Source organism: Pseudoalteromonas sp. (assembly GCF_036960685.1).
In the GTDB taxonomy this organism is placed as follows: Bacteria; Pseudomonadota; Gammaproteobacteria; order Enterobacterales; family Alteromonadaceae; genus Pseudoalteromonas.
This window is the reverse complement of sequence record NZ_JBALXK010000002.1, coordinates 269721-287886: the sequence shown is the minus strand read 5'-3', so window position 1 is coordinate 287886 and position 18166 is coordinate 269721. Positions and strand designations below refer to the sequence as shown.

Here is an 18166-nt window from a genome sequence, read left to right as displayed (position 1 = left end):
CTCTAACTCATTTTTGTCCAAAAAAGAGTTTGTCTGGTCGTATCTTCACAAATAAAAAGGTGAACATTTCTGCTCACCTTTACTAGAGTTATAGTTTGGGAAAATGCAGTTTTTTAGACCGCATTTTTCATTATAGAGTTTTTAGTTTTAGGTTGGGAATATTTAGACAATTTAATGGCCCCAATCACATGGTAATTATTATAGTTTGGGAATTTTTAAGCTTTACCATAAATCCTTTGCTCTAAGTTTTTCACTTTCGCTTTTGAGCTCCTAGCACACTCTCCAACCTTATTTAAAATAACCTCTAATTTACTTGATAAACCATCTATGTTTTTCCATCCCTCAAAAGTATCTTGTATCAATTTACTATCTGCACTTGAACAAGCGGTCATGAAATTATAAACAACCCATTGGGCGCCTTCTTTTGGAATCCGCTTTAAAATACGGCCTTTATTTTTTGAAAAATATGCAGCAACAAATTCTCTATTTTCTGCAAAAAATGCTGGAAACTGGAAACGGTAATCAATAACAAACTCAGTAGTTGAATCACTGAGCAGTAACTCATAAAACGCTTTAATTTGATCCTCTTTTAATGTGTAGCCAATTGAGTCCAAAACATCTTCTTTAAATGTAATGTCACCACTATTGAACATAGATAAAAGCGCTAAATATTCACTGTCTGTAGAGTTTGCGGCGGCTACTCGCAGCACGGAACTGCGTGCCGGCAAATCAATAACTTTACCTTGTTTTATTTTTCCTTTAGCAAAGGCTATTGCACTGTCAGATTTCAAATAAACACCATAAAACGAAAGCCAAGCTCCACCATTTTCTTTGTTAAATACAGTTTGCCAATCAATAATCTTTGGTAAGTTTGCTTGTAAATAACTACTGTAAGGCGCTTTTAAATCGCTTGGTACAAATTCAATAAACGAGTCTATGAGGCTATTCAGTGCTTTTAAGGATTCAACACTGTCTGTAGGTAAACTATTTAGCGTTAGTACTAGCGTATCAACATAATCTATATAATCAACGAGTGCTGCGCTTGCCAATGCATCATTATTTTCCATATAAGACAGCTTTTCTGCATCACTGAGCAAATGAAGTGGAAATTCAGCGTTATCTGTTTTATCAATATACCTAAAGTAACCCACACCTTTGGTGTCTATAAAAACCTGCGATGAAGGTGAAACTTCACTCAATAACATTGTTTGAGTATTTAACAGAACATTTTTATAAGAAACCTCATTGCCAACATTATAAATTTTCAATGTAAGCGGAATGCTCCACAATTTATTTTGCCTAAAGAAGTTATCTTGCTTTAAGTAAAGTGCATCATCTTTACGATACAAGGTCACTAATGGATATGATGACTGTTGTAAAAATGAGGAGGCCACTCCTACTAGGTTTTTAGGGATATAGCGTTTAAAGCTATCGAATGACACAACTGTGCCTTGAAAAGTCTTTACATACTCGCGAATTGACTCTTTAAATTCATCCTCTCCCATTGCCTGCTCAAGCATAGCCAGTATAGAAAAGCCCTTACTGTAAACAAGCTGACCTGTTCCATCTTGCTCTGAAGCTACCTTCACTTCAGTAATTACAGCTCGATCCATGTCGTTGTCACTTTCTAATGAACTTGATTGTGGCGTATAAGTACACTGTGCTTCTGTGGGATAAAAATGAGTCACTACTTGTGCTGCAAAAAACTCGCTAAAAGACTCATTCATCCAATAATCGTCATACCACTGCATAGTGATATCGTTACCAAACCACATATGTGCAACTTCATGAGCAACGAGTTTTCGGAACACGCACATATCGTAGCTACTTGCTCCGGCCGAGGGAATTTCTTTTGGGCTAAGCGCAATTAAGCCAACATTCTCCATTGCAGCAGAAGAGTCAAACGGTGCGATGAAGAAATCTAATTTGTCGTAAGGAAAAGGCTTACCTAAGTAGCCTGACAAATAATCAATTGTGTTATTGATTAATAGAGGCAATTCTTCATGATATTGATACTGTAAACCTTGTGGCGAAAACAAAGTACTCTTGTATTTAGTCTCCTCCATTTTCTTGCTATCAAACATGCCTACGGCGATTGCTAAAACATCTGTCGGAATTACAGCCGTTTTTTCAAACTTAATCGTTTTTTTATTTGAATCAATTTTTGTAGAAAGAGCACGTGTATTGTGAAGCGCCGTTAAATTTGAAGGGATGGTTAAAGTAAACTGAAATGATGTTTTTTTATCTGGTTCATTTAAACTAGGGAAGACTTGCCTAGCAAGCATTGGCTGAAATTGTGAGAAAATATAATCTGCCTCTGCACCACTTGTTTGTACAAATAGACCCTGTCCGTGACTAGAGAATTTCCCAATAAACTTAATAGCTAACTTTGCCTGACCACTAACGTTGTGATCGAGCTTATGCTTAACAATGTCATAGTTATTTGCCGTTTCAACCGGTAAGTTTGTTGATAATTCATCCATTAAAAGTTCCACAGACTGAATATTTAAACCATGGCTGTGGTAGCTAATAGTATCTTTTGGTGAAGAAATATCTAACGATAAAATTGTGGTGCCACTAAAGGTAGATTTTGATGGATCTAATTCTAAATTGACGACTTGTGAATCTAGAGTAATTTCTTGGGGTAGTCGATAGTTATTAACTCCTGTCGCGTAAGAATAAACACTACAGAAGAAACAAAAAGCTAAAACATACTTCAAGCAATATTCCTTCATTTAATTTGCTATAAAACTCCGACACTAACAGCTACCTTGTTGAAATAAAAGTTATTTTAGAATTAGAATTAGAATTAGAACAACCATCATCTGGAATACATAAACAAATTGAATTTAGCAAGCTCTATTACATGGATTATGAAACGAAGCTACAATTTGCGCACAAAGAATTAAGTGATAAAGGTGTTTGGAAGTCGGACTACAACCCTCCACTTGTAAAGTTGTTACGCAAACTTGGGCTATATTTACCACCGCCTTATCATCAGAGTTTTTTCGCAAACGTTATGCTTTGTGTGGCTTTTTTTGCTCCGGTTTGGAGAATCTTCCAATGCTTTCTTGTGTGGAGCGAGCTAGGTAAACCAGTTTTAGAAGCAGTTTATATCTCGTTACTTACTGGCGCATTGTTTGGTTTAGTTATGGCAACCCTCTACTACATTAGTTGCAAGCAATTAAATCTAACAGACTGGGGTTCATTGAGAGAATAAGCCCAAAACCTACAAACTGTTCAAGAGGGATTCGTAACGCGTGGCATTTGTGCTATGCGTTGGTTTTAGTGTTTAAGGCGATATGAGGTGGCTTCGGTATTGCGTTACTCACCCCTTAACAGAGCGTTACCGAATAAATACACTAATACGTTTTTGTCCAAAAGAGTGTTAGAGCGACCGAACGGTTATCGCTCAAAGCCGCCATTCAGTTTTAATCATTCATGGCTGAGTTTCGTTACACTCAACTCAACAAACGGTGGTAAATTTAACACTGGACTGTTTTGGCTTTTCCCTAGCACCTACAACCTAGCAACTTGTCCCTTTAACCTTTTTAATGCCTCGCTTGTAAGCAATCAAGCCACTCATCGGGTTCAGCTAAAATAAACTCTAAGTGATGATTTTCTTTAGTGGTTATTTTAATCCCAGATGTTGTGATAGGGATCAAACCGGCTGCTTTGCCTGAGCATTTTTCAACACGAGAAATATTATTAAGTTTTATCGCGTAACAGCCTAAACGAAGCTGTTTATTAAGTGCTTCAAAGTGCAGTATATTATCAGTCAAAGTAAGACGACCATCTGCTTTACCGACTCCTAGTTGTAATGTTGCATAACAGCGTTTTAATTGTGTTGCGTTCATTATTCACTCCATCGATTTTATTATTTTCTTGAGTGTATGCGGGTAACCTTAATGTGTCAATCATGTAAATAAAATGTTTTGTTTAGGCCGTGTTTACAACGATTTATAAAAAGTTATTAGCACGGTAGAGCATTTTTTGCTGTTTATTTACACGCACAAACGCAAACAAAACCAACGCCATTTGCGCACCAAGTGCGAATAAAGTTAGCATTAAATCTGCACGACTATCAGTAGGTTGCACTAAACCTATCTCTATAAACCAAGCAATAGCGAGCATTAAAATGAGTGAACCATGCAAATAACGCTGTAGGGTAATTTTAAACTGAATATGCTTCCACTGGCTAAATATCAACAGCGCTAAACTCAGTATTGGAATTAACATCAAGCAACTAGTTGCAATGATTAATAGTGGCTGCCATGCAGAGAAAGATGATGCACCGCCAGTGATAAGGTAGTCATTACAGCCGCTCAGTAGCATTAAGCTAAACAATAGGCTTACTAATTTTGTTGTGTCTGTTTTTTTCATCATTGTAAAAGTGTACTTAGGTTCTTTTCAAGCCTTACAACCGTCAGTAAGGCTTGCTAATGTTGTGTAAAAGGATGCATTAATTGCAGTATTAATTGCATTATTGACTCTGTAAGCAACAGTTTTAAGCATGCGCCATAATTAATTCTTTGGCGTTAGCTTTGGCTGTTTTGCTTATATTATCGCCGCCAAGTAAACGGGCAATTTCATCAATACGGCCATGTTTATTCAGTGGTAGCATTTGCGTGAAAGTTTCACCATCAGCAATTTCCTTTGCAACAAAAAATTGCTGATGTCCTGAGCTGGCCACTTGTGGTAAATGTGTTACACAAATAACCTGAGTTGATTTACCCAGTTGGCGTAATAACTTACCAACAGCAGAGGCGGTCGGCCCTGAAATACCCACATCCACTTCATCAAAAATAAGGGTTGGAGTTGTTACTTTTTGCGCAATGATAACTTGAATCGCTAAGCTGATACGTGACAGTTCGCCACCTGAGGCAACTTTTGACAATGGCTGTAACGGTTGGCCTGGGTTAGTCGAAACTAGAAAGGCAATGCCGTCAAAACCTAAGCTATTTGGTGCTCGGTCATACTCTTGTTTTAAAGCAATTTCGAACAGGCCGTTTTCCATTGACAGGTTTGCCATACTCGCACTGATCAATTCATTTAAAGTATGCGCTGCACTTTGACGACTTGCACTAAGTGCGGTTGCGGCACTGTGGTAGTCATCAAGTGCGGTTTGTATTTCGTCATTAAGCTCATTGAGTCTTGCTGAATTGGTACTGATCGATTCAAGCTCTTGACTAATTGACTGATGAAATTCCACTAATTGCTCTGGTTTTATATGATGCTTGCGCGCTAGATCCATCGCACCACTTAAGCGAGCTTCAACGTCGAGCAGACGGCTAGGGTCAAGCTCTGTTTGCTCTGCGTAATTGCGAATTTCACGGCTAGCTTCTTCTACTTGTACAGCGGCTTCTGCCAACAATGTAGCAACACTATTTAAGCTTTCATCAAAGTTTGCCAGCTCTGCAAATTGCTGCGCACTATGTTGTAACATTGAGCAGGCGTTTTGTTCGTCACTTTCATACAAGTATTGCAACTCACGCTGACATGCTTCGAGGATCGTTTGGCTGTGGCTTAATTTGTGATGTTCAGCCTCAATATCGCTAAACTCATCGGCTTGTAAGGCAAACTCATCAAGCTCAGCAACTTGGTACTCTAATAGCTGTTTTTGTGCAGCTTGTTGCTGTTGGGCTTGCTCAAGGGCTGTAAATTCTTTTTGTAGGTTTTGACAATGGCGATACTGATTTCGCACATTATCAACAAGGGTATGATGCCCAGCATATGCGTCGAGTAGTTGTAATTGATGCTCGCTTTTCAACAGGTGTTGATGTGCATGTTGGCCATGGATAGAGATCAGATGTTGGCCGAGCTCTTTAAGCTGTGCGGCGGTTACAGGGCTGCCATTGATATAGCTTTTACTGCGGCCATTTTTGCAGATCACGCGGCGTAATAAACACTCTTGATCAGCATTACTGAGCAGCTGTTGTTCTAAAAATTGCTGAGCAAGGGGCAGGGCAGTAATATCAAACTGTGCACAAATTTCTGCGCGCTCTGTGCCGGGTCGTACGGCTGATGCTTCAGCACGTTCCCCTAAACACAATGATAATGCATCAATAGCGATTGATTTACCCGCACCGGTTTCACCTGTAATGGCCGTCATACCGCTTTGCCATTCGGTGCTTAAATTGCTTACAATTGCAAAGTTTTTAATTTCTAACCCAATTAACATACTGTTTATCCATCCAGTCAATTAACTGTTAATTTATACAGTGTTTTGGGTTTTTGCAAATTAATTTTTTATTAAATTAGCGAGTTTATTTAATGCTCATTTATTGAAGTGTCAAAATTGTTTGCTGGATCAATAGCTTTTTCATAATCGCTAGGGTTAGCTGATAATTCGCTGGTACATAAAACTTTGATCATCGATGGTAATAATTCATGGTAAAAGGTTTTATTGTAAGCTAAGCCTGCAGAGGGCAGTTCACTAACAAAAAAATCTAAACGCTCTGCGAGCGCATCACGTTCACCGGTCACATAAGTTTTTGCCAGTTCGCTATTAAGCGTACTGATAAAGGACTCTACAACGCGCTCTAAATAAAGTAAATTTTCGTCGTTATGGGCTTGCACAACAAAAAAATTACTAACAATCACCTGTAAACGCGGGATGTATTTTGGACGGATTATTTTTGCTTCATAATATTCATTGAGCTTTGATTTTAGATTCGCATTCACTTCGTTGACGCGAGTATTAAATAACTTCTTTTTTGCTGCGAGTGCTTTACGGCGGTTATTTTCAATCACTAAATAGCTACCAAGAAGGGTGATCAATAATAATAAAGCAAAGAAAACAACATAAGTCATGATGTGTTAATTTCCCTGAAAAAGGTAATAAATAAATTTTAAGCTATTTTGCTCTAAAGTGTCTGTAAGCGCAATGAAATTAATACAAACGGCTACCCCAATTTAGCTTGGTTCTTAGTACATGATAATACGAGTAATTTTTAGGGTGGATCAGGCGTAATTTCTTATCAGCTTTTCTGATCAGTACTTCATCGCCTGGTAATACGGCAAGCACCACATGACTATCACAACTCACTTGTAAGCTATCGGTGTTTTCTAAGCTAAGTTTTAAGCGTACTTCGTTATCCGCATCGACTACTAAAGGTCGGCTGGATAATGTATGAGGGAACATCGGCACCAATGAAATTGCATTAAGTTCAGGGGTTAAAATTGGTCCGCCGCCAGATAGTGAATAGGCGGTAGAGCCTGTAGGCGTTGATACAATTAAACCATCAGAGCGCTGTGAAAATACAAAGTCATTATTAATAAAGGCTTCAAACTCTATCATATGGGCCACTTTGTCAGCATGTAAAACCGCTTCGTTAACTGCTGAGTTAGCACTTTTTAACTCGGCGTGGCGGTATACTTCCACTTCGAGTAAAAAACGTTTTTCTTCAATGTATTGGCCACTTAGTACTTGTTCTAAACTGGCTTCAAAGCCTTCTGGGTCTAAATCGGTTAAAAAGCCTAAATTGCCTCGATTCACACCAATTACAGCAACATCGAAGCGGGCTAAAACCCGTGCCGCACCGAGCATATTACCATCACCACCGACCACAATAGCAAGATCAGCTCGCTCACCTAGCTCTATTAATTTGACTAACTTTTCCTTAGGAACATCGGCTAACTGGTGCCCTGTACGTTGCTCTAATAGTACATCAAAGCCCAACGCATTTAAAAAAGTGTACAAGCGCTGTAAAGTTGCAGCTGCGCCACTGTGATTTGGTTTGCCAATTAAGCCTATGGTTTTAAACGGTGATTCCATGATAAATGCATCAATAGTATTAATATCAATAGAGTAACCTATAAATGGTAAGTTTGAAAATAACCTTGAAATAAACTCATTGCGCCCCGATATCCCCTATATGCAGCAAGATGTAGATACTATGAATTTAAACCCTCGAGATCAGCAAATATTTTCCGCCGTGATGAGCCTGTACTGTAATGGTGAAGGGCAACCCGTGGCGTCGAGTCGTATTGCAAAACAAAAAGGCATGGCAGTGTGCTCTGCAACGGTTAGAAATGCCATGTCACGCCTTGAAAAAATTGGCCTATTATATTCACCGCATACCTCTGCCGGACGAGTACCTACTAATGCAGGCTTTGATTACTGGCTAAGTGAGTTTTTCCCACTTGCTGATATAGCCCAATATTGGCAACCAGCACAAGCGCAATTAGTCGAGCTTGCCCATGGCTTGAGCCAGCGTTATCAAGTGTGTTGTTGCGTTGGTTTACCACAAGTCAGCTCGCAGCATGTTTTTAGAGTTGAAGTGCTGGATTTTGATAGTAATGATTGGCTTATATTATTGCTTGATAGAGCAGGGCAAAGTCATAATATTTGTATTCACAAGCCTGATGAGGCGTCAGATACATTGCGTTATCAGTTTGCTACTTGGCTTAATACGGTGTTTAGTCAACAAACGTTAATGGAAGGCTTGTATCGTATGCAAGCGATGGCAAATACTGCGCCACGTAATTGTCATGATTCATTACACCAATGGACGCGAGAGTTGAGCCAAAAATTAGGCTCAGATAACAGCATAGTCGTTGGCGAAAATTATCTCTATCGGAAAATTGATTGTGAGCAAAGCTTAAACATCGGCGTGTCATTTTTAAATTTTGTGGAAGATAAATTGGCATTTAAAAACGGCGTGTCAGTATTAAACACCGCTCAATTACCATTTACTGATTGTGATGAATTAATGGTGATCAGCGTACCGTATTTTCAAAATCAAGAATATCAAAGTCGTTTTTGTGTAATTTGTCCTAAATCGGCGCAAATTGAAGCAATCATTCAAGAATTTAAATTAATCGAGTCATTTGGCTCTTGAATCTTTTGATTCAATCCCCATAATTACCGCAATTGAAAAGAATTGGAGCACTTAAATTATGTCTGAGCAGACAAAATCACCAGAGCAAGAAGTCGAATTAAACGAAGAACTAGAGCAAATGCAAGCAGAAGTCGAAGCCGCTGTAGAAGCTGCCGATGCTCACGAAGGCGAAGAAGTTAGCCCTGAAGCTGAGATTGCTATGCTATATGCAGAGCTTGAAGAAGCAAAACAAACGATTGCTAGTCAAAAAGACGGTGTTGTTCGCGCTGCCGCAGATGTAGACAATATGCGTCGTCGTGCTGCACAAGATGTAGAGAAAGCCCACAAATTTGCACTTGAAAAGTTTGCCAACGAATTATTGCCAGTTATTGATAACTTAGAACGCGCTATTGAGTTCTCAGACAAAGAAAACGAAACCTTAAAGCCATTGCTTGAAGGGATTGATATGACTGTGAAAAGCTTTAATGATGCGGTTGCAAAATTTGGTGTTGAAATTGTAAACCCACAGGGTGAGCAGTTTAATCCTGAGTTTCACCAAGCTATGTCGATTCAACCAAGTAATGATGTAACACCTAACACTGTATTAGCAGTGATGCAAAAAGGTTACACATTAAATGGTCGTCTATTACGCCCGGCAATGGTGATGGTATCTAAAGCGGCTGAATAAGTAGGTTGCCTAGTTAATCACTAAGTTAGTTAAGTAACTAACTTAGTAAAAAATGCCCGTTAACTACGGGCATTTTTTTTGTTTCTAGCTCTGTGCCAAAGTTGCGCGATAAGCGTGAGCACTAATGCACTGAACATTAAGCTTGAAAATGGTACTGCACTTTGTGCATGCATCAGCGCTAAAATTGGCCCCACTAATGCGCCACTGCCAAAACGTAAGGTCCCAATAACTGCTGTAGCAGTACCAGAGCGCTCTTCAAACTGCATCAAAATGAGTGCATCTGCATTACTTGCTGTCACCCCTAAACTCATCATTAAGGGGGCTATTGCTGCGACTATATAAAACAGTGACAAGTGCAATATGCTAAAGGTCAGTAGCGCAGTACCGGCAACAAAGCCAACGGCTAAACCATAATAGAGCATTTTTCGCGAGCCTACTCTTGGCACTAACCGGGTATTTAAAAAGTTACCAAACATAAGCGCCATTACGTTAAACGCGAATAGAATACCAAATAGCTGCTCTGACACTTTAAAGTAATCAAGGTATACAAACGGTACTGCGGTTAAAAAGCAAAAAAAGCCAAATGATACAAACATTGAACTGGCAATATCGGCACGGGTATCTTTATTTTTAAACACGGTTTTATAGCTATCAAAAAACAGCGCAAAGCCTTTTAGTGGGCTTTTAAAAATAGGAATATCAATGAGGTAAAATTGCACTAGCGCTAAAATTACAAAGCTGTAACTTGCCAGTACTAAAAAGATAGTTTGCCAGTGAGATAAGCCCATGATCATAGAGCCCACAGTAGGGGCTATCAACGGAGCCACCATCATGATCATTGATACATAAGACATACCTTTAGCGGTATCTTGTTTATAGATATGGCGAATGATCCCCGGTACTACCACGGTTGCCGCAGCACCTGTAAATGCTTGCAGGGCACGCAGCGCCCAAAATAGATGTATATCATTACAAAAGGCTAAGGCGACTGAGCTTACGCCAAATAATGCCAGTCCAAATTTGGTAAGTACCCGACGACCAATCTGATCCGCTATTGGACCAAAAAATAACATGCCTAGCGCATAGCCTGCTAAGTACAAGCTTAACGATATTTGTACATTGGGCATAGTGGTATTGAGATCATTAGCAATAACTAACATTGCAGGTAAGTACATATCAATTGCCAATGGTGTAATTGCTACTATGCTGGCAAGTAATGGTAACAGAATGCGCTTATTCAAAGAGACCGAGTCTTGCATGATTCACCCATTAAATAAAAAGAGACCTACATTGTAACAGTGCTCCTGTGTCTTTGGTACTTAGTTTGCACGCTAACTATCATCTTTAACATATAAATAATATAACTTCTGGGTTTAGCTGCTATTGCAATATGTTCAATCACAAGTTGGTTTGCTATTCTAGGGATAATTAAATGTTAGTTGAGGGAATACAATGAAAAAATTAGTTTTGGCTGTGCTTGCCACTGCAGTATTAGCAGGGTGTAAAACATCACCCACAGGACGCACGCAAATTGCGCTTTATTCTGATCAAGAAATGAGTCAAATGGGTCAGCAAAGTTTTGCTGACATGAAAAAGAATCAAAAAATTAATAATGATCCGGCTGTAAATGCCTATGTAAAATGTATTGCGGATGATGTGATTGCAGTATTACCACAACAATACGCAAGCCAAGCTTGGGAAGTAGTGGTTTTTGAGGAAGACTCAGCTAACGCATTTGCATTACCCGGTGGTTACATTGGTGTACATACGGGCTTATTAAAAGTAGCTGAAAACCAAGATCAGCTTGCGACTGTAATTGGTCACGAAGTAGGTCATGTTATTGCTGAACATTCAAATGAGCGTGTATCGCAAAGCTCAATGCTACAAACGGGTATGCAAGCGGGCAGTGCAGCCCTTGAAATGGGGAACGTGCAATACCGAAACGAAATCATGCAGGGGCTTGGCTTAGGCGCGCAGTACGGTGTGATATTACCTTTTAGCCGTTCACATGAATCTGAGGCTGATGAAGTGGGCTTAGACTTAATGGCAAAAGCGGGCTTTAATCCAAAAGAATCAGTTACCCTTTGGCAAAATATGAGTAAAGCGGGCAGTAGCGGTACACCTGAGTTTATGTCTACTCACCCGGCACCGGGTAATCGAATTAAAGAGTTACAAGCAAAATTACCAGAGGCATTGAATGAGCAAAAAACGGCGAACGCAGCGGGTAAAAACCCACAGTGTAAGCTGTAGTATTATTTTCTAAAGGCATAAAAAAAGCCTGTGAGCAAAAACTCACAGGCTTTTTAATTTCTTAAATGCTAATTATGCATTTTCAACAGCAGTACGTGGATCAACGTATGGCATGTTGAATGCTTCAGCAACTTCTTTATAAGTTACTTGGCCTTTGATCACGTTAAGACCCTTAAGGAAGTTAGCGTCATCAAGTAATGCTTTCTTATAACCTTTGTTAGCAAGGTTAATGATGAAAGGCAATGTTGCATTGTTAAGTGCAAACGTAGATGTACGTGGCACAGCACCTGGCATATTAGCAACACAATAATGAACTACTTCATCAACGATGAATGTAGGATCAGCGTGTGTGGTTGCTTTAGACGTTGCGATACAACCACCTTGGTCGATTGCTACGTCAACAATAGCAGAGCCAGGCTTCATCGCTTTAATGTGTTCAGCAGTTACAAGCTTAGGTGCAGCAGCACCAGGGATAAGTACGCCACCAATGACAAGATCAGCTTCAAGTACATGCTTTTCAAGGGCATCAGCAGTTGAGTAAATAGCTTTAACTTTATTACCAAACTGTGCGTCAAGGGCACGTAGTACGTCGATGTTACGATCAAGTACCACAACATCTGCACCTAGGCCAACAGCCATTTGAGCTGCACTGCGACCAACCATACCACCGCCGATCACAACTACTTTAGCAGGCTCTACACCTGGTACGCCACCTAATAGCATGCCACGGCCGTGGTTAGATTTTTCAAGTGCTTGTGCGCCCGCTTGAATAGACATACGGCCAGCAACTTCACTCATAGGAGCAAGTAATGGTAAACCACCACGTGAATCAGTCACAGTTTCGTAAGCAATACATACTGCGCCACTTTTCACTAGGTCTTCAGTTTGTGGAAGATCAGGTGCAAGGTGTAAGTAAGTGAAAAGAATTTGATCTTCACGAAGCATTGCACGCTCAACAGCTTGCGGCTCTTTTACTTTTACGATCATCTCTGCGCTTGCGAAAACGTCTGCTGCAGTTGCTAACACTTCAGCACCAGCTTGAATGTAGTCGTCATTAGTAAAACCAATGCCCATACCAGCGTCAGTTTCAACAAAAACTTGGTGGCCGTGGTTTACTAACTCACGAACACTCGCAGGGACCATACCTACACGGTATTCATGGTTTTTAATTTCTTTAGGTACACCGATAATCATAATATTGCCTTGTTAGAACGGGATAAAATTTTTCACTATTATATTCATGACAAGCCAGTGTGTCTCACCTTTTTTAATTAACATGCTAGTGATATAATCTAAAAATATAATTTAAACAGTGTAAAAAACTAGTTGGCTGTATGCATGAGTTATTAGACCGTATTGACCGTAAGATTTTGATGGAATTACAACACGATGGCCGTGTTTCAAATGTCGAACTGGCCCGACGAGTAGGTTTAAGTGCGACCCCCTGTTTAGAGCGTGTTAAAAAGCTTGAACGAGAAGGTTATATTGTAGGTTACAAAGCAGTGGTAGACCCTGCTAAACTTGGCCAAGGTCTCTCTGTGTATGTTGAAGTAACAATAACTAAAACATCACCAGACGTATTTGATGAATTTAGCGCCGCAGTTAAAAAGCACGATGAAATTATTGAGTGCCATTTAGTGTCTGGTAATTTTGACTTTTTACTAAAAACCCGAGTAAACGATATGTCTGAGTATCGAGGCGTATTAGGCGACATCCTACTAAAGCTGCCAAATGTAAGCGAAAGCCGTACTTATGTGGTAATGGAAGAAGTTAAAGGTGAGCAAGGCGTTATAATTCGTCCTTATATAGCCTAAATTGTAAAAAGCTGTTCATAATCAGGCCATCGTCAACAAGATATAGTGGGCTGTAGGTATAAGATCAAGTGCAACAAAAAGTATTTCCTGCTAAGGTATTCTATTGCTAAGAGATGAGTACAAAGAAGTACAAAGAAAATGAGGAATAGCGAGTTATGCGCCTAAACGGTGTACAAAGACTACTAGAAACCGGTTTGATAATCAGCACCTTTGCCGCCATATTTATTTTATGTGCATTGATAAGCTTTGATCCCGCTGATCCTAGCTGGTCGCAAACAGGTTATGAAAGCGTAAGAAACATAACTGGGGCCGCTGGCGCGTGGATTGCTGATATTTTATTACTTACATTTGGTTGGTTGGCTTATTTAGTGCCCGCTGCGATCCAAATTTTTGGGTATTTATTATTTAAGCAACCGCATAAAATTTTTCAACTCGATTATACAACCTTGTCGCTTCGCGTAATTGGCTTTGCTCTATTTATAACCTCTGCAACGGCCATCAGTAGTATTAATTTTGATGATATTTATAACTTTTCATCGGGTGGGGTAGTAGGGGATGTAATTGCCTCAGCGATGATGCCTGCATTTAATTTTACCGGCACGTCTATTTTATTGCTGTGTTTCTTTTTTGCCGGTTTAACCTTGTTAACCGGTGTCTCTTGGGTGCAATTTGTCGACTTTATTGGCGATTGGATCATGCGCAGCTATCATTTTATCGCGGATAATCTACAAGCATGGTTACAACGTGAACGCGCAGCAAATAAGCCAGTCACTATCGAGCAGCCGAGCGTTGATGAGCCAAAAGCCAGCAAAGAGACCCCATCGATTCGTTTTACTGAAGCAAATACAGACGCACCTGCTCACGAAGACTCGCATCCAGCATTTGATGATTTAGATGATATTCTAGATCAAGAAATTAATTTTAGTGCCATTGATGATGAGCCAATGGATACAGCGGCGGCTTTAAATGCACTTGACCAGAGTTATGCTGCAGAGCCTGAAAAACCGGTAACGACAGTGGTTTCTCCTGCGCGCCCTATGCCGAAGCCAAAAAGTACATATCAGCCGCCACCGACGGCAAAAGAGAAGTTCGAACAGCTATTAGAAGATAAGCCGCCGAGCACGCCTTTGCCAACACTTGATTTACTTGATAGGCCAGACAAAGCGAAAAACCCAATTTCGCCGGAAGAGCTTGAAGCGGTTTCACGCTTAGTTGAAACCAAGCTACTTGATTTTAACGTGCAAGCTACGGTTGTTGCGGTATACCCCGGACCTGTTGTAACCCGTTTTGAGCTTGATTTAGCGCCCGGTATAAAGGTATCTAAAATTACCGGTCTTGCAAAAGATTTAGCCCGCTCGCTATCTGCGGTAAGTGTACGTGTTGTTGAAGTCATACCCGGCAAAACTTATGTTGGTATCGAGTTACCTAACAAACATCGTGAAATTGTGCGTTTATCAGAAGTAATCGATGCACCTAAGTTTGAGCAAAATCCATCACCATTAACTATGGTGCTTGGTAAAGATATTGCTGGTGAGCCAATCTGTGCCGATTTGGGTAAAATGCCGCATTTACTTGTGGCAGGTACTACAGGTTCTGGTAAGTCAGTGGGCGTTAATGTGATGATATTAAGCTTACTGTATAAATCGGGCCCTGATGATGTGCGTATGATCATGATCGATCCAAAAATGTTGGAGCTTTCTGTTTACGAAGGCATTCCGCATTTATTATGTGAAGTGGTCACCGATATGAAAGAAGCCGCCAATGCGCTGCGTTGGTGTGTCGGCGAGATGGAACGCCGTTACAAGCTAATGTCGGCTCTAGGTGTTCGTAATTTAAAAGGTTACAACCAAAAAGTAATGGATGCTAAAGAAGCGGGTTACCCAATTCTTGATCCATTGTTTAAAGACACCGATGGTATGAAAGAGGGCCCTGATGAGCTAGGCAAACTGCCAAGTATCGTGGTGGTGATTGATGAATTTGCCGACATGATGATGATTGTTGGTAAAAAAGTTGAAGAGCTTATTGCCCGTATCGCACAAAAAGCCCGTGCAGCTGGTATTCACTTGATACTTGCAACTCAGCGTCCATCTGTTGATGTTATTACTGGCTTAATTAAAGCGAATATACCAACGCGAATGGCGTTTCAGGTTTCAAGTAAAATTGACTCGCGCACTATATTAGATCAACAAGGTGCAGAGAACCTACTAGGTATGGGTGATATGTTGTATTTACCACCAGGTACCAGTGTGCCAGTGCGTGTACATGGTGCGTTTGTTGATGATCATGAAGTACATGCGGTAGTAAATGATTGGAAAGCGCGCGCTAAACCTAATTACATAGATGAAATTTTAAATGGTGACGCCACGGAAGATATTTTACTCCCAGGCGAAGCCAGTGAGAATGCCGATGAAGAATCAGATCCGTTATATGATGAAGCCGTCTCATTTGTAATTGAAACAGGCAAGGTATCGGTTTCAAGTGTCCAGCGTAAGCTGCGTGTAGGTTATAACCGTGCAGCACGTTTAGTCGAACAAATGGAAACGTCGGGTATTGTGAGCGCACCAGGTCATAATGGTGCCCGTGATGTATTAGTGCCCAATGGTGGAGCAAATTAAATGAAAAAAATTAACTATTTAGCTTTGGCGATCAGCTGCCTGTTATCAGCCTCTGTCTATGCAGACGACAGCCAAGCATTACAAGACAAACTTGCTGGATTAAAAAGCTTTCAAGCGCAATTCGAACAGCAAGTGAATGACGACCAAGGTCAGTCAATTATGCAAGGCAAGGGCAATATTGCGCTCCAACAGCCTATGATGATCCGTTGGCAACAAGCCAGCCCTGATGACACTTTATTTGTCTCAAATGGCGATAAAACCTATTACTTCGACAGCTTTGCAGAACAAGTAACGATTATGAATACTCACAGTTTGATTGATTCAACACCGTTTGTATTACTTACCTCAAAAGACCCTGCGCAGTGGCAAAAGTATCAAGTAACAGCCACAGAGGCCGGTTTTAGTGTCACGCCAAACCAAGGCGTTGAAAGCCAAGTGGAACAACTGGACATTGTATTTGCAAAAGATGAAACAGGTTTAGCGCAATTATTAGTAAAAGACAGTTCAGGGCAATCATCAACCTTTACCTTTAGTGACGCTAAAGTAAATGAAAGCTTAGCTCATTCCACCTTTGAATTTAGTATTCCTGAAGGTGTTGAAATAGACGACCAAAGCCAAGGTGAATAATTACAGTGAGTAATTTAGGCTTTAATTTTGGCCCCGATGTGCGCCCACTTGCGGCGCGCATGCGACCAACCAGTTTAGATGAATATATTGGCCAGCAACATTTATTGAGCCAAGATAAACCACTCTACCAAGCTATTTTAGCAGGGCGATGCCATAGTCTTATTTTATGGGGGCCGCCAGGCGTTGGTAAAACCACCTTAGCGCAAATTATTGCCAATCACGCCGATGCTGCGTTAATTCAAATGTCAGCAGTCACTGCTGGTATTAAAGACATTCGTGATGCGGTAAGCGAAGCACGCAATAACTTGGAAGGTCGCGCACAGCGTACTTTATTGTTTGTAGATGAAGTGCACAGATTTAATAAATCGCAACAAGATGCCTTTTTACCGCATATTGAAGACGGTACTTTTATATTTGTCGGCGCAACTACTGAAAATCCATCGTTTGCGCTTAATAACGCTATTTTATCCCGCGCTCGTGTGTATGTACTTAAATCACTGCAAGAAACTGATCTTCATAATGTTATTGAACGCGCACTGGCAAACGATGATGAGCTAAAAAATAAAACCATTGTACTTGCACAAAATGCTAAAAAAGCACTGTGCCAAGCAAGTGACGGTGATGCCCGCAAAGTACTTAACTTACTCGAACAAGCGATTGATTTAACCGTTGAGCAAAACGGCCAGTATCTGGTTGATGAACACGTACTTAGCCAAGTATTGCCAACGCATTTAGCTAAATATGACAAAGGCGGCGATGAATTTTACGATTTGATATCAGCCTTTCATAAATCTGTACGTGGCAGCTCACCTGATGGCGCTTTGTATTGGTATTGCAGAATTCTCGCCGGTGGTGGCGACCCGCTATATGTTGCCAGACGTTTACTTGCTATTGCCACAGAAGATATTGGTAATGCCGATCCACGTGCGATGGAAGTGGCCCTTAATGCGTGGGATATTTTTCAGCGGGTAGGCCCAGGCGAGGGTGAGCGGGCGATTGCTCAAGCAACCTTGTATTTAGCCAGCGCACCAAAGAGTAATGCGGTTTATGCTGCGTTTAACCAAGCTAAGCAGGATGCTCAAAACGAGCCTAGCTATCCGGTGCCAGAGCATTTACGTAACGCCCCAACAAATTTGATGAAAGATTTAGGTTATGGCGCAGAATATCGCTATGCCCATAACGAAGAAGGCGCGTTTGCCGCTGGCGAAAACTATTTCCCAGAGCAAATCGCCGATAAACGTTATTACTTTCCCACCGAACGTGGTTTAGAGCAAAAAATTAAACAAAAGCTCGATTATCTTAAAGAGCGCGACCTACACAGTGATATAAAACGTTATGACAAGCCTTAAG

At 40.6% G+C, this 18166-nt stretch carries 16 protein-coding genes; 8 read left to right on the top strand and 8 right to left on the bottom strand.

Going from position 1 to position 18166, the window contains the following annotated elements:
* Positions 1-215 precede the first annotated feature (215 nt).
* The gene (locus V7783_RS03495) at positions 216-2720 is read right to left on the bottom strand and encodes a M1 family metallopeptidase (RefSeq protein ID WP_335677561.1); all 2505 of its coding nucleotides are present in this window, start codon (positions 2718-2720) and stop codon (positions 216-218) included.
* A gap of 146 nt (positions 2721-2866) precedes the next feature.
* On the opposite strand from V7783_RS03495, the gene V7783_RS03490 reads away from it, so the two are divergent.
* The gene (locus tag V7783_RS03490; RefSeq protein WP_335677560.1) at positions 2867-3220 is read left to right on the top strand and encodes a DUF6404 family protein; all 354 of its coding nucleotides are present in this window, start codon (positions 2867-2869) and stop codon (positions 3218-3220) included.
* A 331-nt stretch (positions 3221-3551) separates the two neighbouring features.
* Here V7783_RS03490 and V7783_RS03485 read toward each other — a convergent pair whose 3' ends face one another.
* The 5 genes from V7783_RS03485 to nadK form a co-directional block, all read right to left on the bottom strand.
* Positions 3552-3857, bottom strand: a complete 306-nt coding sequence (locus tag V7783_RS03485; RefSeq protein ID WP_335677559.1) for a GRAM domain-containing protein — start codon at positions 3855-3857, stop codon at positions 3552-3554.
* A 103-nt stretch (positions 3858-3960) separates the two neighbouring features.
* Positions 3961-4386: a hypothetical protein gene (locus tag V7783_RS03480; RefSeq protein WP_335677558.1), complete on the bottom strand. Its 426-nt coding sequence runs from the start codon at positions 4384-4386 to the stop codon at positions 3961-3963.
* Positions 4387-4507: 121 nt separating this feature from the next.
* On the bottom strand, positions 4508-6181 hold the full coding sequence (gene recN, locus V7783_RS03475; protein WP_335677557.1) for a DNA repair protein RecN: 1674 nt from the start codon (positions 6179-6181) through the stop codon (positions 4508-4510).
* Between the two features lie 89 nt (positions 6182-6270).
* Positions 6271-6813, bottom strand: a complete 543-nt coding sequence (locus tag V7783_RS03470; protein ID WP_335677556.1) for a hypothetical protein — start codon at positions 6811-6813, stop codon at positions 6271-6273.
* Positions 6814-6892: 79 nt separating this feature from the next.
* Positions 6893-7777: an NAD(+) kinase gene (nadK, locus tag V7783_RS03465; protein ID WP_064665979.1), complete on the bottom strand. Its 885-nt coding sequence runs from the start codon at positions 7775-7777 to the stop codon at positions 6893-6895.
* Between the two features lie 100 nt (positions 7778-7877).
* On the opposite strand from nadK, the gene V7783_RS03460 reads away from it, so the two are divergent.
* Both V7783_RS03460 and grpE read left to right on the top strand, forming a co-directional pair.
* Positions 7878-8843 (top strand): hypothetical protein, encoded by a 966-nt coding sequence (locus V7783_RS03460; RefSeq protein WP_064665980.1) that lies wholly within the window; start codon positions 7878-7880, stop codon positions 8841-8843.
* Between the two features lie 58 nt (positions 8844-8901).
* A complete protein-coding gene (gene grpE / locus V7783_RS03455) occupies positions 8902-9510 on the top strand; it encodes a nucleotide exchange factor GrpE (protein ID WP_064665981.1) in 609 nt (202 codons plus the stop codon).
* A gap of 59 nt (positions 9511-9569) precedes the next feature.
* On the opposite strand, the gene V7783_RS03450 is transcribed toward grpE, so the two are convergent.
* Positions 9570-10769: a Bcr/CflA family efflux MFS transporter gene (locus V7783_RS03450; protein WP_335677555.1), complete on the bottom strand. Its 1200-nt coding sequence runs from the start codon at positions 10767-10769 to the stop codon at positions 9570-9572.
* A gap of 193 nt (positions 10770-10962) precedes the next feature.
* On the opposite strand from V7783_RS03450, the gene V7783_RS03445 reads away from it, so the two are divergent.
* Complete coding sequence (locus V7783_RS03445) at positions 10963-11760, top strand: M48 family metallopeptidase (RefSeq protein WP_335677554.1); 798 nt, start codon at positions 10963-10965, stop codon at positions 11758-11760.
* 72 nt (positions 11761-11832) lie between these two features.
* Here V7783_RS03445 and ald read toward each other — a convergent pair whose 3' ends face one another.
* On the bottom strand, positions 11833-12954 hold the full coding sequence (gene ald, locus V7783_RS03440; RefSeq protein WP_335677553.1) for an alanine dehydrogenase: 1122 nt from the start codon (positions 12952-12954) through the stop codon (positions 11833-11835).
* Between the two features lie 140 nt (positions 12955-13094).
* On the opposite strand from ald, the gene lrp reads away from it, so the two are divergent.
* The 4 genes from lrp (at position 13095) to V7783_RS03420 (ending at position 18165) form a co-directional block, all read left to right on the top strand.
* Positions 13095-13574, top strand: coding sequence for a leucine-responsive transcriptional regulator Lrp (gene lrp / locus V7783_RS03435; RefSeq protein WP_335677552.1), 480 nt, complete (start codon positions 13095-13097; stop codon positions 13572-13574).
* A gap of 155 nt (positions 13575-13729) precedes the next feature.
* Positions 13730-16189 (top strand): DNA translocase FtsK, encoded by a 2460-nt coding sequence (locus tag V7783_RS03430; protein WP_335677551.1) that lies wholly within the window; start codon positions 13730-13732, stop codon positions 16187-16189.
* Positions 16190-16816: an outer membrane lipoprotein chaperone LolA gene (gene lolA / locus V7783_RS03425; RefSeq protein WP_335677550.1), complete on the top strand. Its 627-nt coding sequence runs from the start codon at positions 16190-16192 to the stop codon at positions 16814-16816.
* A 5-nt stretch (positions 16817-16821) separates the two neighbouring features.
* Positions 16822-18165: a replication-associated recombination protein A gene (locus V7783_RS03420; protein WP_335677548.1), complete on the top strand. Its 1344-nt coding sequence runs from the start codon at positions 16822-16824 to the stop codon at positions 18163-18165.
* The last annotated feature ends 1 nt before the right edge of the window (position 18166 follow it).

Bases quoted from the DNA above. Each gene is read 5' to 3' on its own strand.
- V7783_RS03430 (WP_335677551.1), top strand. From the start codon at position 13,730: ATGCGCCTAAACGGTGTACAAAGACTACTAGAAACCGGTTTGATAATC.
- V7783_RS03485 (WP_335677559.1), bottom strand. From the start codon at position 3,857: ATGAACGCAACACAATTAAAACGCTGTTATGCAACATTACAACTAGGA.
- recN (WP_335677557.1), bottom strand. From the start codon at position 6,181: ATGTTAATTGGGTTAGAAATTAAAAACTTTGCAATTGTAAGCAATTTA.
- lrp (WP_335677552.1), top strand. From the start codon at position 13,095: ATGCATGAGTTATTAGACCGTATTGACCGTAAGATTTTGATGGAATTA.
- V7783_RS03480 (WP_335677558.1), bottom strand. From the start codon at position 4,386: ATGATGAAAAAAACAGACACAACAAAATTAGTAAGCCTATTGTTTAGC.
- V7783_RS03490 (WP_335677560.1), top strand. From the start codon at position 2,867: ATGGATTATGAAACGAAGCTACAATTTGCGCACAAAGAATTAAGTGAT.
- nadK (WP_064665979.1), bottom strand. From the start codon at position 7,777: ATGGAATCACCGTTTAAAACCATAGGCTTAATTGGCAAACCAAATCAC.
- V7783_RS03470 (WP_335677556.1), bottom strand. From the start codon at position 6,813: ATGACTTATGTTGTTTTCTTTGCTTTATTATTATTGATCACCCTTCTT.
- grpE (WP_064665981.1), top strand. From the start codon at position 8,902: ATGTCTGAGCAGACAAAATCACCAGAGCAAGAAGTCGAATTAAACGAA.
- lolA (WP_335677550.1), top strand. From the start codon at position 16,190: ATGAAAAAAATTAACTATTTAGCTTTGGCGATCAGCTGCCTGTTATCA.
- V7783_RS03445 (WP_335677554.1), top strand. From the start codon at position 10,963: ATGAAAAAATTAGTTTTGGCTGTGCTTGCCACTGCAGTATTAGCAGGG.
- ald (WP_335677553.1), bottom strand. From the start codon at position 12,954: ATGATTATCGGTGTACCTAAAGAAATTAAAAACCATGAATACCGTGTA.
- V7783_RS03450 (WP_335677555.1), bottom strand. From the start codon at position 10,769: ATGCAAGACTCGGTCTCTTTGAATAAGCGCATTCTGTTACCATTACTT.
- V7783_RS03460 (WP_064665980.1), top strand. From the start codon at position 7,878: ATGCAGCAAGATGTAGATACTATGAATTTAAACCCTCGAGATCAGCAA.